Raw genomic sequence first — 18,811 nt, 5'->3', positions numbered from 1 at the left:
GGACCGGTCCGCTCACCGCTGGTCGGTCGGTTGCCGGCGGAACCGGTCGACGAGGCGTCGCCAGTAGAGCTTGGCGGCGACCGCGGCGCCGGCCACCCCGCCGACGACCGCCTGCACGATCAGGCTGCCGGATCCCGCGTCCAGGTAGGCCAGATGTATCACCGATCGCTCCTTGCGCTCGCCGTTTCGACACCGGCGTCCCGGCCGCAATACCGGTGAGGCTTTTGACCCAGAAAGCCGGACTTGTCCATCACCGTACGCCGCTCGTCATCGCCGTCGCGGGCACATCGGCGTACTCCCAGCCTCGCCACAGAATGTGGTCGAAACGCCCGGCCGCGCCGGTACGCTGCGGACGTGCGCTGGATGATCGTGGACGCGCCGCTGGACTCCTCCGGCGCTGGGCGCGGCGAGGAACGGGCCCCCGCCGCGCTGCGCCGGGCCGGCCTGTGTGACGCCCTGTCCGCCGACGACGACGGGCAGATCGACGAGGCCCGGTTGCGCGACCCGGTCCGGGACCCGGCCAGCGGGGTGATCGGCGCCGAGGGCCTGGTCCGGGCCGGTGGCGCGATCGCCGCGCGGGTCGGCGCGCTCCTGGCGGACGGCCACCGACCGCTGGTCCTCGGCGGGGACTGCGCGATCCTGCCCGGCATCTGCCGAGCCCTGCCGCCGGGGTCCGAGCTGTGGTTCGTCGACGCCCACCCGGACTTCCTCGACGGCGCGACCTCCCCCACCGGCGAGGCAGCCGACATGGACCTCTCGGTGGTCACCGGGCACGGCCCGGCCGCCGCCGTCGGCCCGGACGGCACACTGATCGCGCCGAGCCGCGTCTGTCTGCTCGGGCACCGCCCGGCCACCGACGAGAGCAGCCGGGTCGAGGCGGCCCGGATCGACCCGGCGATCCGCCAGGTCAACGCCGCCGAGGTGCTGCGCCGAGGTGCCGCGACGGTCGGGGCGGGCCTGGCCGCCGACTCCGACGGGCCGGCCTGGCTCCACCTCGACCTGGACGTGGTGGACCCACGCGATCTGCCCGCGGTGACCTACCCCGAGCCGGACGGGTTGCGCTGGGCCGACCTGATCGCGCTTGTCACCCCGCTGGCCCGTGCCGACCGGCTGCTCGGGATGAGCGTGACCGACCTGAACACCGACGAGGACCCCGACGGGCATTCCGCCCGACGCGTCGTCGAGGTCCTCGCCGAGGTGCTGCGCGGCTGACCCACGGCTGTCTCCGCGGGCCGATCAGGTGTCCGTGCTGGGACCGGGCAACCGGACGGTGAACACGGTCCGGCCGGGGCGGCTGTCCACCGCGACCGTGCCGTGGTGGGCCTCCACCACGGCCGCCACGATCGCCAGGCCGAGGCCGGTGCTGCCGTGCTCCCGGGACCGGGAGCTGTCGCCGCGGGCGAACCGTTCGAACATCTCCGGTCGCAGCTCCGGCGGCACCCCGGGTCCGTCGTCGGCGACGGTGAGCACGGCACTGTCGGCGTCCACGGCCAACGTGGTGACGACAGTGCTGCCGGGCGGGGTGTGCACCCGGGCGTTGCCGAGCAGGTTCGCCACCACCTGGTGCAGTCGCGCGGCGTCACCGGGCACCCGGATCGCCACCTCGGGCAGGCCGAGCTGCCAGCGGTGGTCAGGGCCGGCGACGTGCGCGTCGCTGACCGCGTCCACCAGCAGGGCGGTCAGGTCGACCGGGTCCGCCGCGAGCGGTCGACCGGAGTCGAGGCGGGCCAGCAGCAGCAGGTCGTCGACGAGGCTGGTCATCCGGGTGCTCTCCGACTCCACCCGGCGCAGCGCGTGCGCCACGTCGACGGGAACCTCGTCGCGGCCGCGCCGGGCCAACTCCGCGTAGCCGCGGATCGCCGCGAGGGGCGTGCGCAGCTCGTGGCTGGCGTCGGCGACGAACTGGCGTACCCGGGTCTCGCTGGCCTGCCGCGCGGACAGCGCGTCGGCGACGTGGCCCAGCATCCGGTTCAGCGCCGCGCCGACCTGACCGACCTCGGTACGCGGATCGGTGTCCGCGGTCGGGACGCGGACGGCGAGTGCCACCTCACCGCGGTCCAGGGGCAGTTCGGTGACCCGGGTGGCGGTGGCGGCCACCCGGCTGAGCGGGCGCAGCGTGGCCCGCACGATCAGTGCCCCGGCGGCGCCCGCGACGACCAGCCCGAGGGCGACCACCCCGGCCTGTGCGGCGAGTTGCCGCGCGACGGTCTCCCGCACCCCGGCCAGCGGGACGGCGACGACGCGTACCCGACCGTCCCAGTACTGCCGGGCCACGGCCCGGTAGTCGCCGCGGGCGCCCAGGTCGACGGTGCGCGGTGTGGCGTCGACCGGCAGGTCCGCCAGCGCGGCGACCTCGCCGACTGCGACGGTCTGCTCGTCGGGGAACGGATCGTCGCCGGACGGGCTGTCGGTCAGGGTCCGGGCGCTCGTCACCCGGCCGTCGGTGATCTCGGCGACCACCGTGCCGGACGGGGACCCCGGTGGGATGGCCGGGCCGCTGCCCGGGAAGGCCGGCCGTCCCGGGCGGTCACCCCGCATCACCGTGGCGGGCGCCAACTCGGCGTCCAGCCGGTCGATCAGGACGTGCCGTAGCGCCACGGTGGTCAGGCCGGCGACGGCGATACTGACCACGGCCAGCAGCGCGAGAAGGGCAAACACCAGTCGGGTACGCAGGGAGCGGCCGGCCAGCCACCGGCGGGCGGCGCGCAGTGGATGGCGGCTACTCGGCGGGCTTGAGGACATAGCCGGCGCCGCGCAGCGTGTGGATCATCGGCGCGCGACCGGCGTCGATCTTCTTGCGCAGGTACGAGATGTACAGCTCCACGACGTTGGCCTGGCCGCCGAAGTCGTAGTGCCACACCCGATCGAGGATCTGCGCCTTGCTGAGCACGCGACGCGGGTTGCGCATCAGGTACCGCAGCAGTTCGAACTCGGTCGCGGTGAGGGTGATCAGGTGGCCGTCGCGGCGGACCTCGTGGCTGTCCTCGTCCAGGCTGAGGTCACCGACGGTGAGGACCGCGTCCTCCCGGGCGGCGACGGCGAAGCCGGAGCGGCGCAGCAGCGCGCGCAGCCGGGCGATCACCTCCTCCAGGCTGAACGGCTTGGTCACGTAGTCGTCGCCGCCGACGGTCAGGCCGGCGATGCGTTCCTCGACGGCGTCGCGGGCGGTCAGGAAGAGCACCGGAACGGTGGGGGCGTGCTCGCGCAGCCGGCGCAGCACCTGGAAGCCGTCCAGGTCGGGCAGCATCACGTCGAGGACCACGGCGTCCGGCTGGAACTGTCGGGCGGCGCTCAACGCCGCCATGCCGTCGCCGGCGCTGCGGACCTGCCAGCCCTCGTAACGCAGCGCCATCGACAGCAGGTCGGTGAGCGTCGCCTCGTCGTCGACCACCAGCACCCGGACGGGTTCACCGTCGGGGCGACGCAATTCGATCCGGCTCGGCGCGACCTGCCCGTTGGTGACCATGGGTCCCATCGTGGCCGCGACGCCTGTGCCACGCCCCTGCGGGAGCTGTGTGCCAGCTGTGCGGCCGACCCGACGGGACGACGGTGTCACCACCGTCAGCCCCGCCTCGTGGTCACTCGGACACCCCGTACGCGTCGGTGCGCACGAACCGCATGCTCCAACCGCCCGCGTCGTCGGGTCGGTCGCGTTCGTAGAGGTGGTCCGGGCCGGGCTGCACCGGCCCGGTGCCGTCCGGGTGCCGCATGATCCAGCGCTGCGGTGGGGCGCCGTCCGACCCGGCCGGCAGCAGGCGGACCAGGCCGTCCGCGGGCCCGCCGACGAAGCGTACGGTGACCTCGCTCATCGCAGCGCCCCCTCGGGTGACCATGCCGGCACAATCGGTGACGTCGGCTCTGGCTCGCAAGCTACCGCACCCGCCACCGTCGGCGCAGCGCCGATCGCCCCGAACACCGCTGCGGTTTGCCCAGCTCGGCGCTCGGGTACCGCGATCGGAGCACCCGCCGTCGGCGGAGCGAGGGCGAGGAGTGGTCGATGCGCACACTGGACGGGCGGTATCAGCTCGAGCAGCGCATCGGTGTGGGTGGGATGTCGGAGGTGTGGCGGGCACACGACCAGGTGCTGGACCGATCGGTCGCGGTGAAGCTCATCCTTCCCGGCCCGGACGACCAGGACGGCCGGCACAGCCAGGGCGGCCCGGTGGACCGGATCCGCGCGGAGGCCCGGTCGGCCGCCCGCCTGGTGCACCCGAACGTGGCGAGCGTGCACGACTTCGGCACCGCCTCCACCTGGCCGGGCCGGGCCGTGCCCTACATCGTGATGGAGCTGGCCGAGGGCGAGACGCTCGCCGCGCACCTGCGGGCCGGGCCGCTGGACTGGCGGATCGCGGTACGGGTCTGCGCGGAGGTCGCCGCGGCGCTGGCCGCCGCGCACGCCGAGGGCATCGTGCACCGCGACGTCAAACCCGCGAACGTCATGCTCACCCCGTCGGGCGTGAAGGTGCTCGACTTCGGCATCGCCGTCCCCGCCGGCGCACCCGATCCGACCCCGACCGGGATGGTGTTGGGCACCCCGGCCTACCTCGCGCCCGAGCAGTTGGAGGGGGTGCCGGCCACCCCCGCCGCCGACATGTACGCCCTCGGCGTGCTGCTCTACTACAGCCTCACCGCCCGTCTGCCGTACCACGCGGCCACCCTCAACGAGCTGCTCGGCATACGCCGCTGTCAGCCACCGGAGCCGCTGCCCGAGATCGACGGGCTGCCGCCGGAGGTGGCGGAGTTGTGCCGCTCCTGCCTGGCCGACGATCCCGCGCTGCGCCCGAGCAGCATGGTCGCGGCGCTGCTGCTGGCCGAGGCCGTGGACGCCCGGGTGTACGTCCCGATGACGATCCCGACGCCCCGCCGGCCGGTGCCGACGTCGGCGTGGACCGAACGGGCCGCCACCGAGGCGACCGAGGCGGTGGCCCTGCTCGACGAGCCGGAGGGGGCCTCCGGGCGCTGACCGGGGGCGCACGGGCGTTTCGGCGGGCGGCGGCCGGGTAGCCGACCTGCCGAGCGACGGGAGAAACGCGATGCCGGATCAGAGTTCCTGGCTGCGTGAGGCCACCGCGACCGCCGAGGGCGGTCACGTACGCACCGACGATGGCGGGCTCTCCACCCCGCTGGCCTCGCCGCTGGCGGCGCACTGCACGGGGCTGAGACCAGAGCAGTTGCTGGCCGCCGCCTTCGCGTCCTGCCTGCATCACGCGGCGGTGGAGGCGGCCGGGGAGATCACCAACGAGGCGCACACCGTGCAGGTACGGGCGGAGGCGAAGCTGGGGCGCGACGACGACGGGCTGTACCGGGCCGACGTGCACGCCTCGATCTCGTCCGCCGGCCTGAGCCGGGATCAACTGGCCGACCTGGTGGAGTACGCGGACCGGCTCTGGCCGTTCTCCAGCGGCGACACGAGCCGGCATCGGCTGACCGTCACACCGGCAGAGAACGGTCGACACTGAGGTCTTGTCCCTCTGCCGTCCCGGTGGCCCTCAGGGCCGCCGGGCCGGGTGCACTGGCTGCTTCGCCGTCGGGCGCGCTCGGGTGCCTGTTCGCCGTCGGGCGCGCTCGGGGGCCTGTTCGCCGTCGGGCGCGCTCGGGGGCCTGTTCGCCGTCGGGCGCGCTCGGGGGCCCGGCACCACCTCGGACGGCCCCTTTGCTCTGCTTCAACCCGCGCAACAGCCGGCGTCCGGATAGCGGACAGGTGGTATTGCGTCGGTTGAAGCAGAGCAAAGGGCGCGGGAAGACCTATCCCTGCCGACTGGACGGGCAGACCGAGAGTCCCCTGTTCGGCCGATAAGGCATCATCCGAAGGGGTGAGTCGTTTCGGCGGCACGTTTCGACGCGGCGGCTCGGGCATTTGACCGCCTTCGCCCAGCCAATCGGAAATGCCGGTCTGGCCCGATCCGCGAGGTTGGTGGGCCTTGCGCCGCCTTCGGCCCTGGAAATCCCCCGGATCGGGGCAAATTGTGGCGCAGGCCACCGCACGAGCCGGCGAATTCGAGCAATTGGGTCTTTAACCTCGTCAGGTGCATCCCGACGACCCCTCCGACCAGAAGCTGACCGACGCGCATCCGAGCACCCCATCGGACGATGTCGCATCAACCGAACGGACGATCGGCCGGCACCGGGTCCCCGAACCGCCCCGGCGACCCCTGCTGGGCTCGACCCCGATCCGGGTAGCCCTGGCCACCGGTGTCACCTGCTGCCTCAGCCTCGTCGCGGTCGCCACCGCCCGGGGCAACGACGACGAGCCGGCCCGCTCGGTGGAGCCGCTCGCCGAGGCGGTGGCCGACCGCGCCGCCATCGCCGACGAGCGCGCCTCCCGGTCGCTGGACCGCGATCTCGCCCCCGCGCGGGTCCTGCCCAGCCCGACGGCGACGCCCACCCCCGCGCCCACCGTCGCCCGCAAGGCGCCGAAGAAGCCGGTCAAGCCCCGCCGACCCCGACCGGTGGCCGGTCTCGACCAGGCACAGATGGACAACGCGAAGATCATCGTGGACGTCGGCCGGGACATGAAAATGCCCCGCCGCGCCCTGGTGGTGGCCCTGGCCACCGCGATGCAGGAGAGCAACCTCTACAACCTGGCCAGCGACGTCCTCCCCGAGTCGGCCGACTACCCGAACCAGGGCAGCGGCTCCGACCACGACTCGCTCGGGTTGTTCCAGCAACGGCCCAGCAGCGGCTGGGGCACGGTGGCCGAGCTGATGCGCCCGTCGTACGCCGCGCGGGCCTTCTACAGCGCGCTGAACGAGATCCCCGGCTGGCAGGACATGAGCGTCACCGCCGCCGCCCAGGCCGTGCAGATCTCCGCCTACCCCGACGCGTACGCCCAGCACGAGGACCGGGCGTCCACCGTCGCGGCGGCGCTCACCACCTGAGCCGACCGCTCACCTCCGCGCCGACCGCTCTCAGGGACGGCCCGACGGCGGCTCCGCGCCCGCGTCCAGCTCGCCGACTCCCACCCGGCGCCCCGCCAGGCCGGCAGCCGCGGTCGGGGTGTCGGCGGGCACCTGATCCTCGGTCACCTGTCCGAGGAGCTGGTCCACCCGTGCCTCGCGCCGCCGCCGGACGTACAGGGCCGCCTCGAAGTCGCGCCGGGCCTGCACCGCCTCCTCGTACGCCTGCTCGCGTACCTGTCGTGCCTCCGCGCGGGCCTCGTGCAGTTCGGCACGGGCCTGGGCCAGGATCTCGGCGGCCGCCCGTCGCTCGCCGGTGGAGGTGTCCCCGGTGACGGCGGTGTCGCCGAGGTCCAGCCGCTGGAGGAGCCCGCTGAGCCACGCCGCTTCCTGCCGGATCTCGTCCCACTCGCCGGAGGCGTCGGCGGCACCCTCGGCGCGCGCCGCGAGCCGGGACAGCCGGATCCCCAACTCGTCCAGGCAGGAATCCACCTGCCGCCTGTCGTAACCGGTCTCAACGATGGAGAACCTCATCCCGTCGCCCCCCAGGCAGCCGCTGTTACTTCCCCTTCTGGATCCTCGGCCGCGACGGTGACGACCGAGGGGGTTCGGGAAAAATGTTCAGCATGCGCGCACGGGAGCGCGTCAGGCGCGCTTGGGCAGCACGACCACCCGGCCGAAGAACTCGTCGATGCGGCGGACCACGTCGTTGAAGTCGTCCAGGTCGATCGGCTTGGTGACGTACGCGTTGGCCTGCAACGTGTAGCTGCCGACGATGTCGGTGTCCGCGTTTGACGTGGTCAGCACCACGATCGGGATGGTGCGCAGGTCCTCGTCCTGCTTGACCGCACTGAGCACCTGCCGGCCGTCCATCCGGGGCATGTTCAGGTCCAGCAGGATCACGTCCGGCCGGCGGGCCTGCTCGTGCCGGCCCTCGGCGCGGAGGAACTCCATCGCCTCCTCGCCGTCGCTGACCACGTCGATGACCTTGTCGACGTCGGAGTCCGCCAACGCCTCCTCGATCATCAGTACGTCACCGGGGTCGTCGTCGACCACCAGGATGCGTACCGGCTGCGGGCTGTCTGCGCCCATCACTACCTGCCTCGGGTCGGCGGGGACGGGACCTGACGGTCACCGCGTTGGCGGGGAAATCTAGCCCATCAGGAGGCGCTGCGGGACGCGGGGTCGACCGATTCCGGTTCGTAGCTCAACACGTCGGCCAGACCGGTCATCCGCAACACCCGCTCGACGCGACCGTTGGCGCCGACGAGCCGGAGCCAACCACCGTCGGCCGCAGCCTGATTGTCTCCCCGGACGAACACCGCCATCCCGGTGGAATCGCAGAAGGTGAGGTCGGTGAGGTCGATCAGCACCCGGGACTCGCCGGCGGCCCGGAGCCGGTCTATCGCGGCGGTCAGCTCGGGGGACGTGCTCATGTCCAGCTCACCCGCCAGACACAGGCAGGCGCCACCGCCGTCGCGCTCGACGTAGCTGACGCTGAACGTCACCGTTCTCCCCCTCGCTCCACCCGCGGGTGGACATTTGCGGTGCGGCAAGTATACGCAGGGGCGCCACGATGACCGTAGGGCGCGGTGATCGACAGCGACGTCGGCGGGTGGACCCTCAGCGGTCGACGTCGGGCAGCCCGGCGCGCCCCAGGGCCACCATGCGCTCCGCCCGGGGGAAGTCGCGCAACGCGCCGGCGTAGTGCTCCAGGGACCGGGCGAGCGCCGACGCGGGAACCCCTCGGCTCGACAGGATCCCAGCCAGCCACTCGACGAACTCGGTGAACAACGAGGCGTCGTCGACATAGACCGCCGCGGCCAGGAAATCCACCAGGTGACCCAGATCGCTCACCGTGGAGTCGAGTTGGCTGGCGGTGTAGGTGCGCGTCGCCGGCACCCGCTCCCGCAGGTCGCTCAACGCGCTGTCGATCAGCTCGCCACGACGCCGCACCAGGCTGGCGTACTCGTCGTCGGCCAGGTGGCCCAGCCGCGCCGGCGGCACCCTGCGCAACGCCCGCTCGTCGGAGATCAGCTCAGCCGCCGAGGGCGCGTCCGGCGCCCAGGCCACGCCGAGCCGACGCGCCCACCGGCCGTCCGCACCGAACCCGCGCCCACCGACCACCACCGGTACGTCCGAGCGGCGGCAGGCCTCGATCATCCGGTGGGCGTGCGGCAGCCGCATCGGCAGCGCGCACGCCAACGCGACCGCGTGCGCGTCATAACGGTGCAGGTACGACACGAGGTGGGCCGCCGGCACACTGGCGCCCAGGAACGTCACCTGCCAGCCCCGCAACCGCAGCACCTCGGCCACCAGCCGGGGTGGCAGCGCGTGCCACTCGCCGTCCATGCACGCGACGACGACCCGCCCGCCGGTTGGGCGCGGGTTGACGTGCGTGGCGACCGCCGCCACCACCCGCTCGCTGATGTGGGTGGCCGCGTGCTCCTGGGCAACGCTCCACTCGTTGCGCGCCCACCGCTCACCCACCTCGGCCTGGGCGGGCGCGACCAGGTCGAGCAGCACCCGCTCCGCCGGCACTCCCGCGTCGAGCAGACCGATCGCCAGGTCGATCGCGGCGTCCTCGTCGGCGTCGGCGAGGCAGTCCAGGTAATCGACGTACGCGTCGCCCGGATCGGTGGCGGCGGTCGCGTCGGATTCGCCGCGCCGGTCGGAGCGGGCCGGGGCGGCGGTCACGCCTCGACCTCGCCGCGCCGCTCGGAGCGAGCCGGGGCGGCGGTCACGCCTCGACCTCGCCGCGCTGCTCGCTGAGGGCGGGTGCGGGCACCGAGTGCAGGTGCCGCGACGCGCGCCCACCCGGGCCGGCCGCCCGCAGCGCCAGCACCGCGATGTCGTCGTGATCGCCCTGCGCCAACCAGTCGCAGGTGACCTGCTCGACCCGCTCGGCCAGGGCCGGCGCCGGCATCCGTTGGCAGCCGGTCACCGTGGCCACCAGTCGTTCGGTGCCGAACTGCTCGTCGCCACGGCGGCCACCGCGGGCCTCGGTCACCCCGTCGCTGTAGAGCAGGCAGGTCTCGCCCGGTGCCAGCCGGACGGTCACCTCGCCGACCCGCGGGTCGGGCACGACCCCGATCAGCATGCCGCGCAGCGGCACCGCCTCCACCTCGCCGGAGGCGCGCAGCACCAGCGGCGGCAGATGCCCACCGCCGGCCATGGTCAGGGTGAGGCCACCGTCGCGGTGGGGACGGGCCACGCCGAGCACGATCGTGGCGAAGCGGCCCTGACCGTGCGCCTGGGTCGTCTCCAGCAACGCGTCGTTGAGCAGCCGCAGCAACCGGCCGGGCTGCGACTCCAGGCGGTGCAGCGCCTGGAGGCACTGGCGTAGCTGGCCGGTGAAGACGGCCGCCTCGACCCCCTTGCCCGACACGTCGCCGAGGAAGAACACCGAGCCGCCGTCGGCGAGCCGGTGCGAGCCGTAGAAGTCGCCACCGATGCGCAGCCCCGCCTGCGCGGGCCGGTACGCGGCGCCCCACTGCACGCCCGCGGCCTCGGCCGGCTCGACCGGCAACAGGCTGGCCTGGAGGGTGTCGGCGACCTCCGTCTGGTCGCGGTAGAGCAGCGCGGTGGTCATCGCCGCGCCGGCGCGGGCCGCGAACGCGCGGATCAGCTCCGCGTCGGCCTCGTCGTACGAGTCGGGGGCGCGACGGGCGACCAGCAACACACCGACAGGCGCGTCCCGACCCGGCAGCGGGACGACCCGCGCTGCGGTCGCGACGCCGGCGAACTCGGGCAGCCAGCCGGCGTCGACCGCCTGCTCGACCAACCAGTCCAGGGCGTGCGGCTCGACCCCGGTCAGCCCGTCGGCGATGGCGGCGGGCAGCTCGCCGGCAGCCAGCACTCCGTTGTCCACCGACGCCTGCTCGTCGAGACTGACCGCGGCCCGCCACCAGCCGGCCCGACCGGCGCGCGGTGCGAGAACCAGCACAGCAACCTCGGCCAGGGTCGGCACGGCGAGCCGGACGATCGCGGCGGCGGCCCGGGCGGGGTGCAGCGGGTTGCCCAGCTTGTCACCGACCACGGCCAGGAAGGTCGAGCGGGCCCGCTCGGCGAGCAGCGCGTCGGCGCGGCCGAGGCGGTCGGTGACGTCCTCGACGTACCAGCAGCAGTGGCCGCCGGAGAGGGGCACCTGGCGGGCGGTCAGTCGACGTCCATGATGGGTGAAGCCGCCGGGGTCGCCCTCGCTCAGGCCGGGCACACCGGCCGCGCTGAGCGGCTCGCCGAGCGTCACACCGGGCAGCAACCGCTCGGCCACCGGGCTGACGTACCGCACGACGCCGTCGACGTCGCAGACCACCAGGCCCTCGCGGAGGTGCTCGGCGACCTCTAACCAGTCGGACGCGGCGCCATCGCGGTCGAGGGCCGTCGGCGGTAGGCCCGGGGCGGAGCGGGGCGACGGGGCTGCGGCGGGCCGGGGCGACATGTCGGCGCTCCACGCCGGAGACTGTGTCGTGCTCGGCGTGAAGATCCGTCCGTCGCCCGGGTCCCAGTCCCTGACGTCGGATGCAGTCACCAGCTGAGCCTCACTCCTTGTCGTCCACCTGACCCCGTACCGGAACCGGCGTCCATGGTCCAAACTCTCCGGCCCACCCTACGCCGGGACGCGCGAAGCGGCATCTCAGCGCGGCTGGCGGGGTGCCGCCACCAGCGGCTGGGCAAGCGCGAGCGGGCGTGCCGCCGGCCCCCGATTTGCATTCGCCCACCCGGCTGGGAACATGGTGGGATGTCCGACCAGCTGTTGATCATCGAGACCACCCGGCTCGACGCCGGGCACGTCCGACTGCGGCTGACTGGCGAGCTCGACTACGCCTCCGCGCCCGAGCTGATCGCCGTCGCCGCCGACCTGCGCGACGACCAGCAGGTGCTGATCGACCTGACCGGGGTGAGCCTCTGCGACTCCTCCGGGCTCAGCGCGCTGCTGGTGGTGCACCACGCCGCCGGGGCGATCCGGCTGACCGGGGCCGGCCCGCAACTGCAACGGATGCTGGACCGCACCGGTCTGACCGAGTTGCTGACCGTGGAGCACGCCACCGACGACCTGCGGGCCATCGGCTGATCCGCGGCCGCCTCCGGGCAGCCGGGGTGGCCCCCGACCCTGGGACCTGGGGTCGGGGGCCGGAGGAATGTCTCTAGGGTGTCGTCATCGGCTGGAGTCGAGGCCCGTTCTCGCGCAGCTCGCCCGTCGGGGCCGGATCGACGTCCTCGGGCTCTCCCGAATCGGGCGTCTGGTACAGGTAGCGGACGAACTGCCCACCCGCCTCGTTGTCGTCCGCGCCAGGCCACTGGCCGATGCAGTCCATCCCGATGACCTCACGGCCGGTCCCGTCGGCCTCCTCCAGCAGCGCCCACAGGCTCACCGGGTAACACCTGGTGACCTCGGGTGTGAGCTGCCAGCGGGCGTACCAGCCGCGTCGGGCGGGGACGATCTCGACGATCTGCTTCATGACGACCTTCCTTCCGCGTACCTCGGAAGAACTCCGGTCCTGACCCGATCGTGCGCGCCGAGCGGGTGAGCACCCCTCACCCCCGCCGGATGAAGCGTCGCGGACACCGGGCCGACCCGCCCGGCGGCGTCCGTTTCGGCTCCCGGGACGGCGGGAAGGCGGCTGACACAGCCCACGATCCCCAGCGGAAGGGGTGCCACCATGCGTAAGCAGATGGAGGGCGACAACCAGCGGCGTCGGGCGCTGGCCCGGCAGGCCCGCGAACAGGGTCGCCAGCCCAGCGAGATCGGTGCCAGCCTGAGCGCTTCCAAGCAACTCACGAGCCTGGACCAGAGCAGGCGATCCGGCCCAGCGGCGGCCGGACCGCACAAGCCGGACAGTACGCGGGGCGGGCCGGCTCCGCCGCCGGTCGGCAGCGCCGACAATCCGAGGCCGCAGCCGTCCCCGCCGACCGGAGCGGCCGGGGTCAGCAGCATGGGCTACCACGACCTGGTCGACGAGGTCCGGCGTCGGGCCGGGGTCGACTTCAAGACGGCGAAGGTGGGCACCGAGGCGACCGTGCTCGTCCTCGCCTTCGCCCTGGAGGCCGCCGAGCGGCAACGCCTGCTCGCGGCGGTGCCGGCGTCGCTGCACGACGTGCTGCCCGTCGACGGCATCGAGCGACACCGTGACCTGCCCGGCTTTCTCGCCGAGGTGGGCCGGATCAGTGGCAACACCCCCGAGCAGGCCCGATACCAGGCGGAGGCGACGATCGCCGCGCTCGCCGAGCAGGATGGCGACCTCGTCGAGTCGTTGCACGTACCCGACGGGTTGCGTGACCTGCTGAACCCACCGGAGGCTGGCGGCGGCCTGGTGGGCGCCTCCACCACCACGCCCACCCTGGACCCGGACGCGGTCGACGCGGCGCTGGACGACCTGCCCTACTGGGCCGGCGACACCCAGGCTCTGCACCGGGTGGTCGCGTTGCCGCCGGACAACCTGGACCGGGTGCTCGACCGGCTCGACCGGATGCGCCAGGACACCGGGCGCGGACCGAGCATCGGACGTCCGGGCGACACCGCCGCCGTCCTGACCGTGCGCACCAGTCAGGCCAACGGGGTGACCGCGCTCGACGTGGACCTCGCCCACCGGATCGACGACGCGATCGACGAGGTGGGGGCCGGGATGGCCGGCGGCTGACCGGCTACGGCGGCACCGACGGGCCGGTGGACGCGGGACCTCCCGCTCCGCCGGCCCGTCGGCCGTGCCGGGCCGCGCGCCGGCTGGATCGGCGGCCTGAGCTAGCGTGCCCGTCATGAACCGCGCCGCCGACCGGCTGGAGCTGGTCGCCGACCCGGTCCGGCGGACCGGGCGGATCCTGCTGTCCGCCGGGGTCGAGCAGTCGTACGTGGATGTCGAGGATCCCCGGCACCTGCACTTCGAGTACGTGCGACGGATCGCCGCCGCGGTCGAGCTGGCCGCCCCGACGGGCACCCCGCTGAGCGTGCTGCACCTGGGTGGTGGCGCGTTGACGTTGCCCCGCTGGCTGGCCGCCACCCGCCCCGGCTCCCCGCAACGCGTCGTCGAGCGGGACCCGGCCGTGGTCGAGCTGGTGGCCCGGGAGTTGCCGCCGCTGCCACCGCAGGTACGGGTGGAGGTCGCCGACGCCCGGGACGCGCTCACCGCCACCCCGGCCGGTTCCCACGACCTGGTGATCGCCGACATCTACCGGGCGGCCCGGATGCCCCCGCACGTACGCACCGTCGAGTTCGCCGTCGAGGTGGCCCGCGTCCTGCGCCCCGACGGCCTGTTCCTGGTCAACGTCACGGACCTGCCGCCGCTCGTCGCCACCCGGGTGCAGGTGGCCACCCTGCGGGCGGTCTTCGCCGACGTGTGCGTACTTGGCGACCGGCGGATGCTGCGCGGTCGTCGGTACGGCAACCTGGTGTTGGCCGCGACGTCCCGACCCGCCGGGCTGCCGGTCGGCCGGCTGGCGGTGGCGGCCCTGCGGGACGCGGTGCCGGGCGGGCTGCTGCACGCCGCCGCGCTCGACACGTTCGTCGCCGGTGCGCACCCGCTCACCGACGCCGACGAGCGCGGCTGAGCGGCTGGCCTGCACGGAAGGACCAGAGCGGCCGTTCCGTCCGCAATGCCGGGTTTCTGTCGGCGAGTGCGGGGAAGGCGCGGCGGATGAGCACCGCCGACGACCGGGCGACCGCCCGCCGGACCTTGATCGTGATCGGTCTGCTGCTCGCGACCGCGCTCGCGTTGGTCCTCGTGTACGCGACCCGCCGGGTGCTGGTCTGGGCGGTGGTCGCCGCGTTCTTCGCCGTGGCGCTCAAACCCCTCGTCGACCGCGTGCAACGCCGTCTCGTGCGGCGGCGCTCGCTGGCCACGCTGCTGGTGTTCCTCGTCGCGTTCGTGCTGCTGGCGATCCTGGCCGCGCTGATCCTGGTGCCGTTGTCCGGGGAACTGGCCCGGTTCGCCGACCGGGCGCCCGAGCTGCTGCACGACGCTCGCGCCGGTCGTGGCCCGCTCGGGCAACTGCTGGAGCGCACCGGAGTGCGGCGTTACGTCAACGAGCACTCCGACCAGCTCCGCGACCTCGGCACCCGACTGCGGCAACCCGCGGTGGGCGTGCTGCGCGGCGTCGTCGAGACGGTCGCCGGGATGGTCACGGTCATCGTGCTGGCGTACCTCATGGTCCTGGAGGCCCCGCGAATCACCCGCGGCCTGCTCGCGGCGGCCGGGGACGGTCAGGGTGAGCGGCTGCGCCGGGTGGGCCGGGAGGTGTCGCGCACCGTCACCGGCTACCTCACCGGCAACCTGCTGATCAGCGTCATCTGCGGGGTGTTGACCTACGTCGTGCTGGCCCTCACCGGCGTGCCGTTCGCGGCCGTGATCGCCCTGCTGGTGGCGGTGGCCGACCTGATACCACTTGTCGGCGCCACGCTCGGCGCGGTGATCGCGGCCGGGGCCGGTTTCCTGCACTCCCCCACCGCCGGGGTGGTGGTGCTCGTCTTCTTCGTCGTCTACCAGCAGGTGGAGAACCACCTGCTCCAGCCGCTCATCCTGTCCCGGGCGGTCCGGCTCAACCCGTTGACCGTGCTGGTCAGCGTGCTGCTCGCCGCGGAGCTGGCCGGTCTGCTCGGCGCGCTGCTGGCCATCCCCGCCGCCGGCATCATCCAGGCTCTGCTGCGCGAGTACGGCCCGCGCCGGCTGCGACCCGCCGCACCGGCCGGTCCCGGCGCGCGGCGACCGGCCGGTCCCGCCCCAAGGGGCTGACCGGCCGGCGCGTGGGCTCCCCGCTCAGCGAGCCCGGGACGCGACCTCGGGTGTGGTGCTCTCCAACGGCACCGCGTTCGCCGGGACCAGCCCCAACTGGACCGCCGAACGGGTCAGCGCGGCGTCGAGCACCCAGTCGGCGCTGACCCGCGTGCGGTTGCCCGGCATCGCCATCAGGTGGTACGCCCGGGTGACCGTCTTCGCCGGCAACCCGCCCAGGTTGACCTGCAACGGGTTCGCCGCCGCGTCCTTGCCCCCCAGGTCGACGACCCAACCCAGGTCGTGGTGCTTGTACGGCTTGCGCTTGCCGAAGCCGTACGACGCGGCGATGTTGTGCGCCGCGCGCTTGCCCTGCCGCTGCGCGTGCTGAGCCGTCATCCCGCAGATCTTCCCCGGGTTCACCAGGTCGGGCACCGCGGCGGCGTCGCCGCAGGCGAACACCTCCGGGTAGCCGGGGACGTTGAGGAACTCGTCGACCACCAGCCGCCCCCGGTCGGTGCGCAAGCCCAACTCGTTGACGAACGGGTCGGGGCGCACCCCCACACACCACACCAGGGTGCAGGTCGGCACGTACTCGCCGTCGGTGAGCTTCACCCCGTCGCAGGTCGCCTCCGCCACGGAGGTGCCCAGCCGCACGTCCACACCCCGGCGGTTGAGCACCCGGTGCGAGGTGTTCGACATCCGCTCGTCCATCTCGGGCAGCACCCGCGGGGCCACGTCGAGCAACATCCACCGCGGCCGGACCGTGAGCCGGGGCCGCTGGGCGTGCAGCGCGTCGGTGAACAACTGCCCGTGCGCGGCGACCTCGGTGCCGGTGTAACCCGCCCCGACCACCACGAAGGTGGAGCGGGCCTGCTGCTCGGCCGGGTCCTCGGCCTGCTCGGCCAGTTCGACCTGCCGGACGATGTGATCATGCAGGTAGACGGCCTCGGGCAGACCGCGGAAGCCGTGCGCGTACTCGGTCACCCCCGGGATGGGCAGCAGCTTGTTGACGCTGCCCACGGCGAGGATCAGCCGGTCGTACGCCAGCCGGTTCTTCTCCCCCTCCGCCTGGGTGAAGCCGACCCACCGGTTCTGCAGGTCGACGTGGTCCGCCTCGCCGACCACCACGCGTACGCCCTTGAGCGTCCCGGTCAGCGGCACCGCGATCCGTTTGGGCTCGACCACCCCGGCCGCCACCTCGGGCAGCAACGGGAGGTAGAGGAAGTAGTCGGTGGAGTTCAGTACCACGATCTCGGCCCGATCACGGGCGATCCGGCTCAACGTCTTCGCCGCGTGGTAACCGGCGAACCCGGCCCCCACGATCACCACACGAGGTTTCGTCATTGCGGGCCGTTTCCCGTCGAAGCCCAGGACAAACGTCGCCGAACCAGGCCAGCTCGTCCGGCGAAGGGGTGCCCTACGGAGTTGGCGGCTGCGGGCGCTGCCAGCGCACGGTCACCGTCAACTGACCCTGGACGCCGGTGCGGGCGATCACCGCGCCGGCCTCCGCGGTCAACTGCACCCCGAAGGAGATCTCGACCTCGTCCGGACGGTGGGCCATCGACTGGAACTGCCCGAGCGCGGCGGAGGCGGCATCGCGGACCTCCGACAGCGCCCGGTCGAACGTCGCCCGTGCCTCACGGACCACCTTTGCGGCGTTGCCGGCCGGTGCCACGCCAGCCCGGCCGTCGACCTCGACCACCACCGAGCCGCCACCGTCGAGGTCGAATCTGCGCAATTCCGTCATCGTTCACGTCCTTTTCTCACGCGGGCGGCACGCACTTGAGATCCATCCACTCGGTACTGGGCGGCAGCCGGAATGCCTCGAGTTCGGCCAGCAGACCGTTCAGGCGTTCCGGCGCTTCGAGGTAGACCAGGACCGCCCGCTCGAAGGCCGTGGCCATCGCCGCCGGCATCAGGTCCGACCCGTCCCAGCACAGGGTGCCGGTGCGCAGCCGTTGCCCGACCGCCGCCAGGACCTGGTCCGGGTATTCGGGCGCTTCGCCACGTCGGCTGAAGGCCACGTCATCGGTGTGCTTGCGCCAGACCGCCTGCGCTTCGGCGGAGGCGAGGTACGTCATCAGTTTGTTGGCGCGCTCGGTGGCCTTGTCGTCAGTGGTGTCCTTGGTGCTGGGGCGGAACATGACCGCGACGTCGTCGGAGACCTCCCGAAGTGACGTGGTGTCCGTCGTTCCGAACTGCGGCGTCGGAAAGAAGGCCAATGGTGGGGCGGCCGAATCGGTGGCCGCCGCGCTCGGCTCCGCGGATGGCTCCGCGGATGGCTTCGGGGATGGCTTCGGCCGGTAGGTGCGGATCGCGAAGGAGCCCTGGTGGTCCAGGTGACACCGCCGTGCGGCGGGCTCCGCAGCCGGGGACGCGGACGGCTCCGCCGCCGGCTTGGGTGACAGCAGGCCCTTCGCCGCGGTGTCGTAGGTGGTGTAGAGGCTGGCTCGGGACGTCTCCTTCGAGGAGACTCCCAGCAGGGCCCCCCACTCTTCCCAGGCGGCCTTGACCTGCGGGGAATTCCAGGCGAGGTCACCGCGCGTCCACTGCTCGTAGACGGTCTGGCCGGACTGGTGCAGCAGGATGTCCTCGATCCAGTCGGTGCCCGGCCAGCCGGAGACCGACTGGGAACTCATGGCGAGGCACCAACGCACCTGCTCTTCGCCGATCTTGCTCTTGGTCAACTCGACCAGCTCGTCCCACGTCCTCGGCGGAGCGTTCGCCACATCCGTCAGCTCGGTCGGGTCGTACCAGACCACGCTCTTCAGGTTTGTGGTGATCGCGACCGCGTAGGCGAGTTCGGCGCCCGGCCCGGTCTTGGGGGCAAGCTTGATCAGCTGCGGTGCGGCGCCCGGATCGGTCGTTACGTCGCCCTTCAGCGGCGCCAACTGGCCGGCATTGACGTACCGTTGCAGGTCGTTGACGCGGGGCAGGACCGCGACGTCGGGCGGCCGGTCGCGATCGATCGCCACCTGGAGCACCTGGCTGACGTCCCGGTGCCCCTGGTAGTCGGTGGGAACATCGGACTGCTCCTCGAAGGCCTCCAGCACCGCCTCGAACGCGTCCGCCTCGCCGTCGGTCCACGAGCCCAAGACGGTCAACTCGTCAGCGGGCTCGGCAGAGCACCCGTTCAGCGCGACACCGGCAAGCAGCACCGTGACCATCGCCAGTGCCGTCCGAGCCACCCGTCCGCTGTGCTTCATG

Annotated in this window: 21 protein-coding genes; 8 read left to right on the top strand and 13 right to left on the bottom strand. The window is 73.1% G+C overall.

The genetic code is table 11. From position 1 onward, the window contains the following. Window positions 1–12: 12 nt before the first annotated feature. Window positions 13–162 (bottom strand): hypothetical protein, encoded by a 150-nt coding sequence (locus AB0C25_RS18870; protein WP_007459587.1) that lies wholly within the window; start codon window positions 160–162, stop codon window positions 13–15. Window positions 163–363: 201 nt separating this feature from the next. Between AB0C25_RS18870 and AB0C25_RS18865 the strand changes: the two genes are divergently transcribed. Then, window positions 364–1,212: an arginase family protein gene (locus tag AB0C25_RS18865; RefSeq protein WP_357375034.1), complete on the top strand. Its 849-nt coding sequence runs from the start codon at window positions 364–366 to the stop codon at window positions 1,210–1,212. A gap of 24 nt (window positions 1,213–1,236) precedes the next feature. On the opposite strand, the gene AB0C25_RS18860 is transcribed toward AB0C25_RS18865, so the two are convergent. The 3 genes from AB0C25_RS18860 to AB0C25_RS18850 all read right to left on the bottom strand — a co-directional run bounded on the left by AB0C25_RS18860 (window position 1,237) and on the right by AB0C25_RS18850 (window position 3,809). Further along, window positions 1,237–2,742 (bottom strand): HAMP domain-containing sensor histidine kinase, encoded by a 1,506-nt coding sequence (locus AB0C25_RS18860; protein WP_357374726.1) that lies wholly within the window; start codon window positions 2,740–2,742, stop codon window positions 1,237–1,239. Then, entirely contained in the window at window positions 2,720–3,466 is a 747-nt protein-coding gene (locus AB0C25_RS18855) for a response regulator transcription factor (RefSeq protein ID WP_357374725.1), read from the bottom strand. The genes AB0C25_RS18860 and AB0C25_RS18855 overlap by 23 nt, the downstream gene beginning before the upstream one ends. Window positions 3,467–3,578: 112 nt before the next feature. Then, the gene (locus AB0C25_RS18850) at window positions 3,579–3,809 is read right to left on the bottom strand and encodes a hypothetical protein (RefSeq protein WP_357374723.1); all 231 of its coding nucleotides are present in this window, start codon (window positions 3,807–3,809) and stop codon (window positions 3,579–3,581) included. Between the two features lie 188 nt (window positions 3,810–3,997). Here AB0C25_RS18850 and AB0C25_RS18845 point away from each other — a divergent pair, with 188 nt between their 5' ends. From AB0C25_RS18845 to AB0C25_RS18835, 3 genes are all read left to right on the top strand, one after another. Next, window positions 3,998–4,963, top strand: a complete 966-nt coding sequence (locus AB0C25_RS18845; protein ID WP_357374720.1) for a serine/threonine-protein kinase — start codon at window positions 3,998–4,000, stop codon at window positions 4,961–4,963. A gap of 70 nt (window positions 4,964–5,033) precedes the next feature. Beyond that, window positions 5,034–5,459 (top strand): OsmC family protein, encoded by a 426-nt coding sequence (locus tag AB0C25_RS18840; RefSeq protein WP_357239095.1) that lies wholly within the window; start codon window positions 5,034–5,036, stop codon window positions 5,457–5,459. Between the two features lie 567 nt (window positions 5,460–6,026). Next, window positions 6,027–6,878 carry a hypothetical protein gene (locus AB0C25_RS18835; protein WP_357374717.1) on the top strand — a complete coding sequence of 284 codons (852 nt, stop codon included), beginning with the start codon at window positions 6,027–6,029 and terminating at the stop codon, window positions 6,876–6,878. Window positions 6,879–6,908: 30 nt separating this feature from the next. Here the strand turns inward: AB0C25_RS18835 and AB0C25_RS18830 are convergent, their stop codons facing one another. From AB0C25_RS18830 to AB0C25_RS18810, 5 genes are all read right to left on the bottom strand, one after another. Then, the gene (locus AB0C25_RS18830) at window positions 6,909–7,430 is read right to left on the bottom strand and encodes an ATPase (RefSeq protein ID WP_357374715.1); all 522 of its coding nucleotides are present in this window, start codon (window positions 7,428–7,430) and stop codon (window positions 6,909–6,911) included. A gap of 111 nt (window positions 7,431–7,541) precedes the next feature. Next, window positions 7,542–7,988: a response regulator gene (locus AB0C25_RS18825; RefSeq protein ID WP_357239103.1), complete on the bottom strand. Its 447-nt coding sequence runs from the start codon at window positions 7,986–7,988 to the stop codon at window positions 7,542–7,544. A gap of 68 nt (window positions 7,989–8,056) precedes the next feature. Continuing rightward, window positions 8,057–8,404 carry an STAS domain-containing protein gene (locus AB0C25_RS18820; RefSeq protein ID WP_357374713.1) on the bottom strand — a complete coding sequence of 116 codons (348 nt, stop codon included), beginning with the start codon at window positions 8,402–8,404 and terminating at the stop codon, window positions 8,057–8,059. 115 nt (window positions 8,405–8,519) lie between these two features. Next, the gene (locus AB0C25_RS18815; RefSeq protein ID WP_357374711.1) at window positions 8,520–9,593 is read right to left on the bottom strand and encodes a cobalamin-dependent protein; all 1,074 of its coding nucleotides are present in this window, start codon (window positions 9,591–9,593) and stop codon (window positions 8,520–8,522) included. Window positions 9,594–9,636: 43 nt separating this feature from the next. Further along, window positions 9,637–11,427 carry a PP2C family protein-serine/threonine phosphatase gene (locus AB0C25_RS18810; RefSeq protein WP_357374709.1) on the bottom strand — a complete coding sequence of 597 codons (1,791 nt, stop codon included), beginning with the start codon at window positions 11,425–11,427 and terminating at the stop codon, window positions 9,637–9,639. 210 nt (window positions 11,428–11,637) lie between these two features. Between AB0C25_RS18810 and AB0C25_RS18805 the strand changes: the two genes are divergently transcribed. Continuing rightward, complete coding sequence (locus tag AB0C25_RS18805; RefSeq protein WP_357374706.1) at window positions 11,638–11,970, top strand: STAS domain-containing protein; 333 nt, start codon at window positions 11,638–11,640, stop codon at window positions 11,968–11,970. Between the two features lie 73 nt (window positions 11,971–12,043). Here AB0C25_RS18805 and AB0C25_RS18800 read toward each other — a convergent pair whose 3' ends face one another. Continuing rightward, a complete protein-coding gene (locus tag AB0C25_RS18800) occupies window positions 12,044–12,358 on the bottom strand; it encodes a hypothetical protein (protein WP_357374704.1) in 315 nt (104 codons plus the stop codon). A gap of 201 nt (window positions 12,359–12,559) precedes the next feature. Here AB0C25_RS18800 and AB0C25_RS18795 point away from each other — a divergent pair, with 201 nt between their 5' ends. From AB0C25_RS18795 to AB0C25_RS18785, 3 genes are all read left to right on the top strand, one after another. After that, window positions 12,560–13,537 carry a DUF2267 domain-containing protein gene (locus AB0C25_RS18795; protein WP_357374701.1) on the top strand — a complete coding sequence of 326 codons (978 nt, stop codon included), beginning with the start codon at window positions 12,560–12,562 and terminating at the stop codon, window positions 13,535–13,537. Between the two features lie 115 nt (window positions 13,538–13,652). After that, entirely contained in the window at window positions 13,653–14,441 is a 789-nt protein-coding gene (locus AB0C25_RS18790) for a fused MFS/spermidine synthase (RefSeq protein ID WP_357374699.1), read from the top strand. 86 nt (window positions 14,442–14,527) lie between these two features. Further along, entirely contained in the window at window positions 14,528–15,622 is a 1,095-nt protein-coding gene (locus tag AB0C25_RS18785) for an AI-2E family transporter (protein ID WP_357374697.1), read from the top strand. Between the two features lie 24 nt (window positions 15,623–15,646). Here the strand turns inward: AB0C25_RS18785 and AB0C25_RS18780 are convergent, their stop codons facing one another. The 3 genes from AB0C25_RS18780 to AB0C25_RS18770 all read right to left on the bottom strand — a co-directional run bounded on the left by AB0C25_RS18780 (window position 15,647) and on the right by AB0C25_RS18770 (window position 18,810). Further along, window positions 15,647–16,948: an NAD(P)/FAD-dependent oxidoreductase gene (locus AB0C25_RS18780; RefSeq protein WP_357239129.1), complete on the bottom strand. Its 1,302-nt coding sequence runs from the start codon at window positions 16,946–16,948 to the stop codon at window positions 15,647–15,649. Between the two features lie 73 nt (window positions 16,949–17,021). Beyond that, window positions 17,022–17,351 (bottom strand): CU044_2847 family protein, encoded by a 330-nt coding sequence (locus AB0C25_RS18775; protein ID WP_357374695.1) that lies wholly within the window; start codon window positions 17,349–17,351, stop codon window positions 17,022–17,024. Between the two features lie 16 nt (window positions 17,352–17,367). Next, the gene (locus AB0C25_RS18770) at window positions 17,368–18,810 is read right to left on the bottom strand and encodes an extracellular solute-binding protein (RefSeq protein ID WP_357374693.1); all 1,443 of its coding nucleotides are present in this window, start codon (window positions 18,808–18,810) and stop codon (window positions 17,368–17,370) included. Window position 18,811: the final 1 nt, after the last annotated feature.

It is taken from the genome of Micromonospora sp. NPDC048839, from assembly GCF_040649915.1.
In the GTDB taxonomy this organism is placed as follows: Bacteria; Actinomycetota; Actinomycetes; order Mycobacteriales; family Micromonosporaceae; genus Micromonospora.
This window is presented reverse-complemented; position numbering and strand designations above follow the sequence as displayed.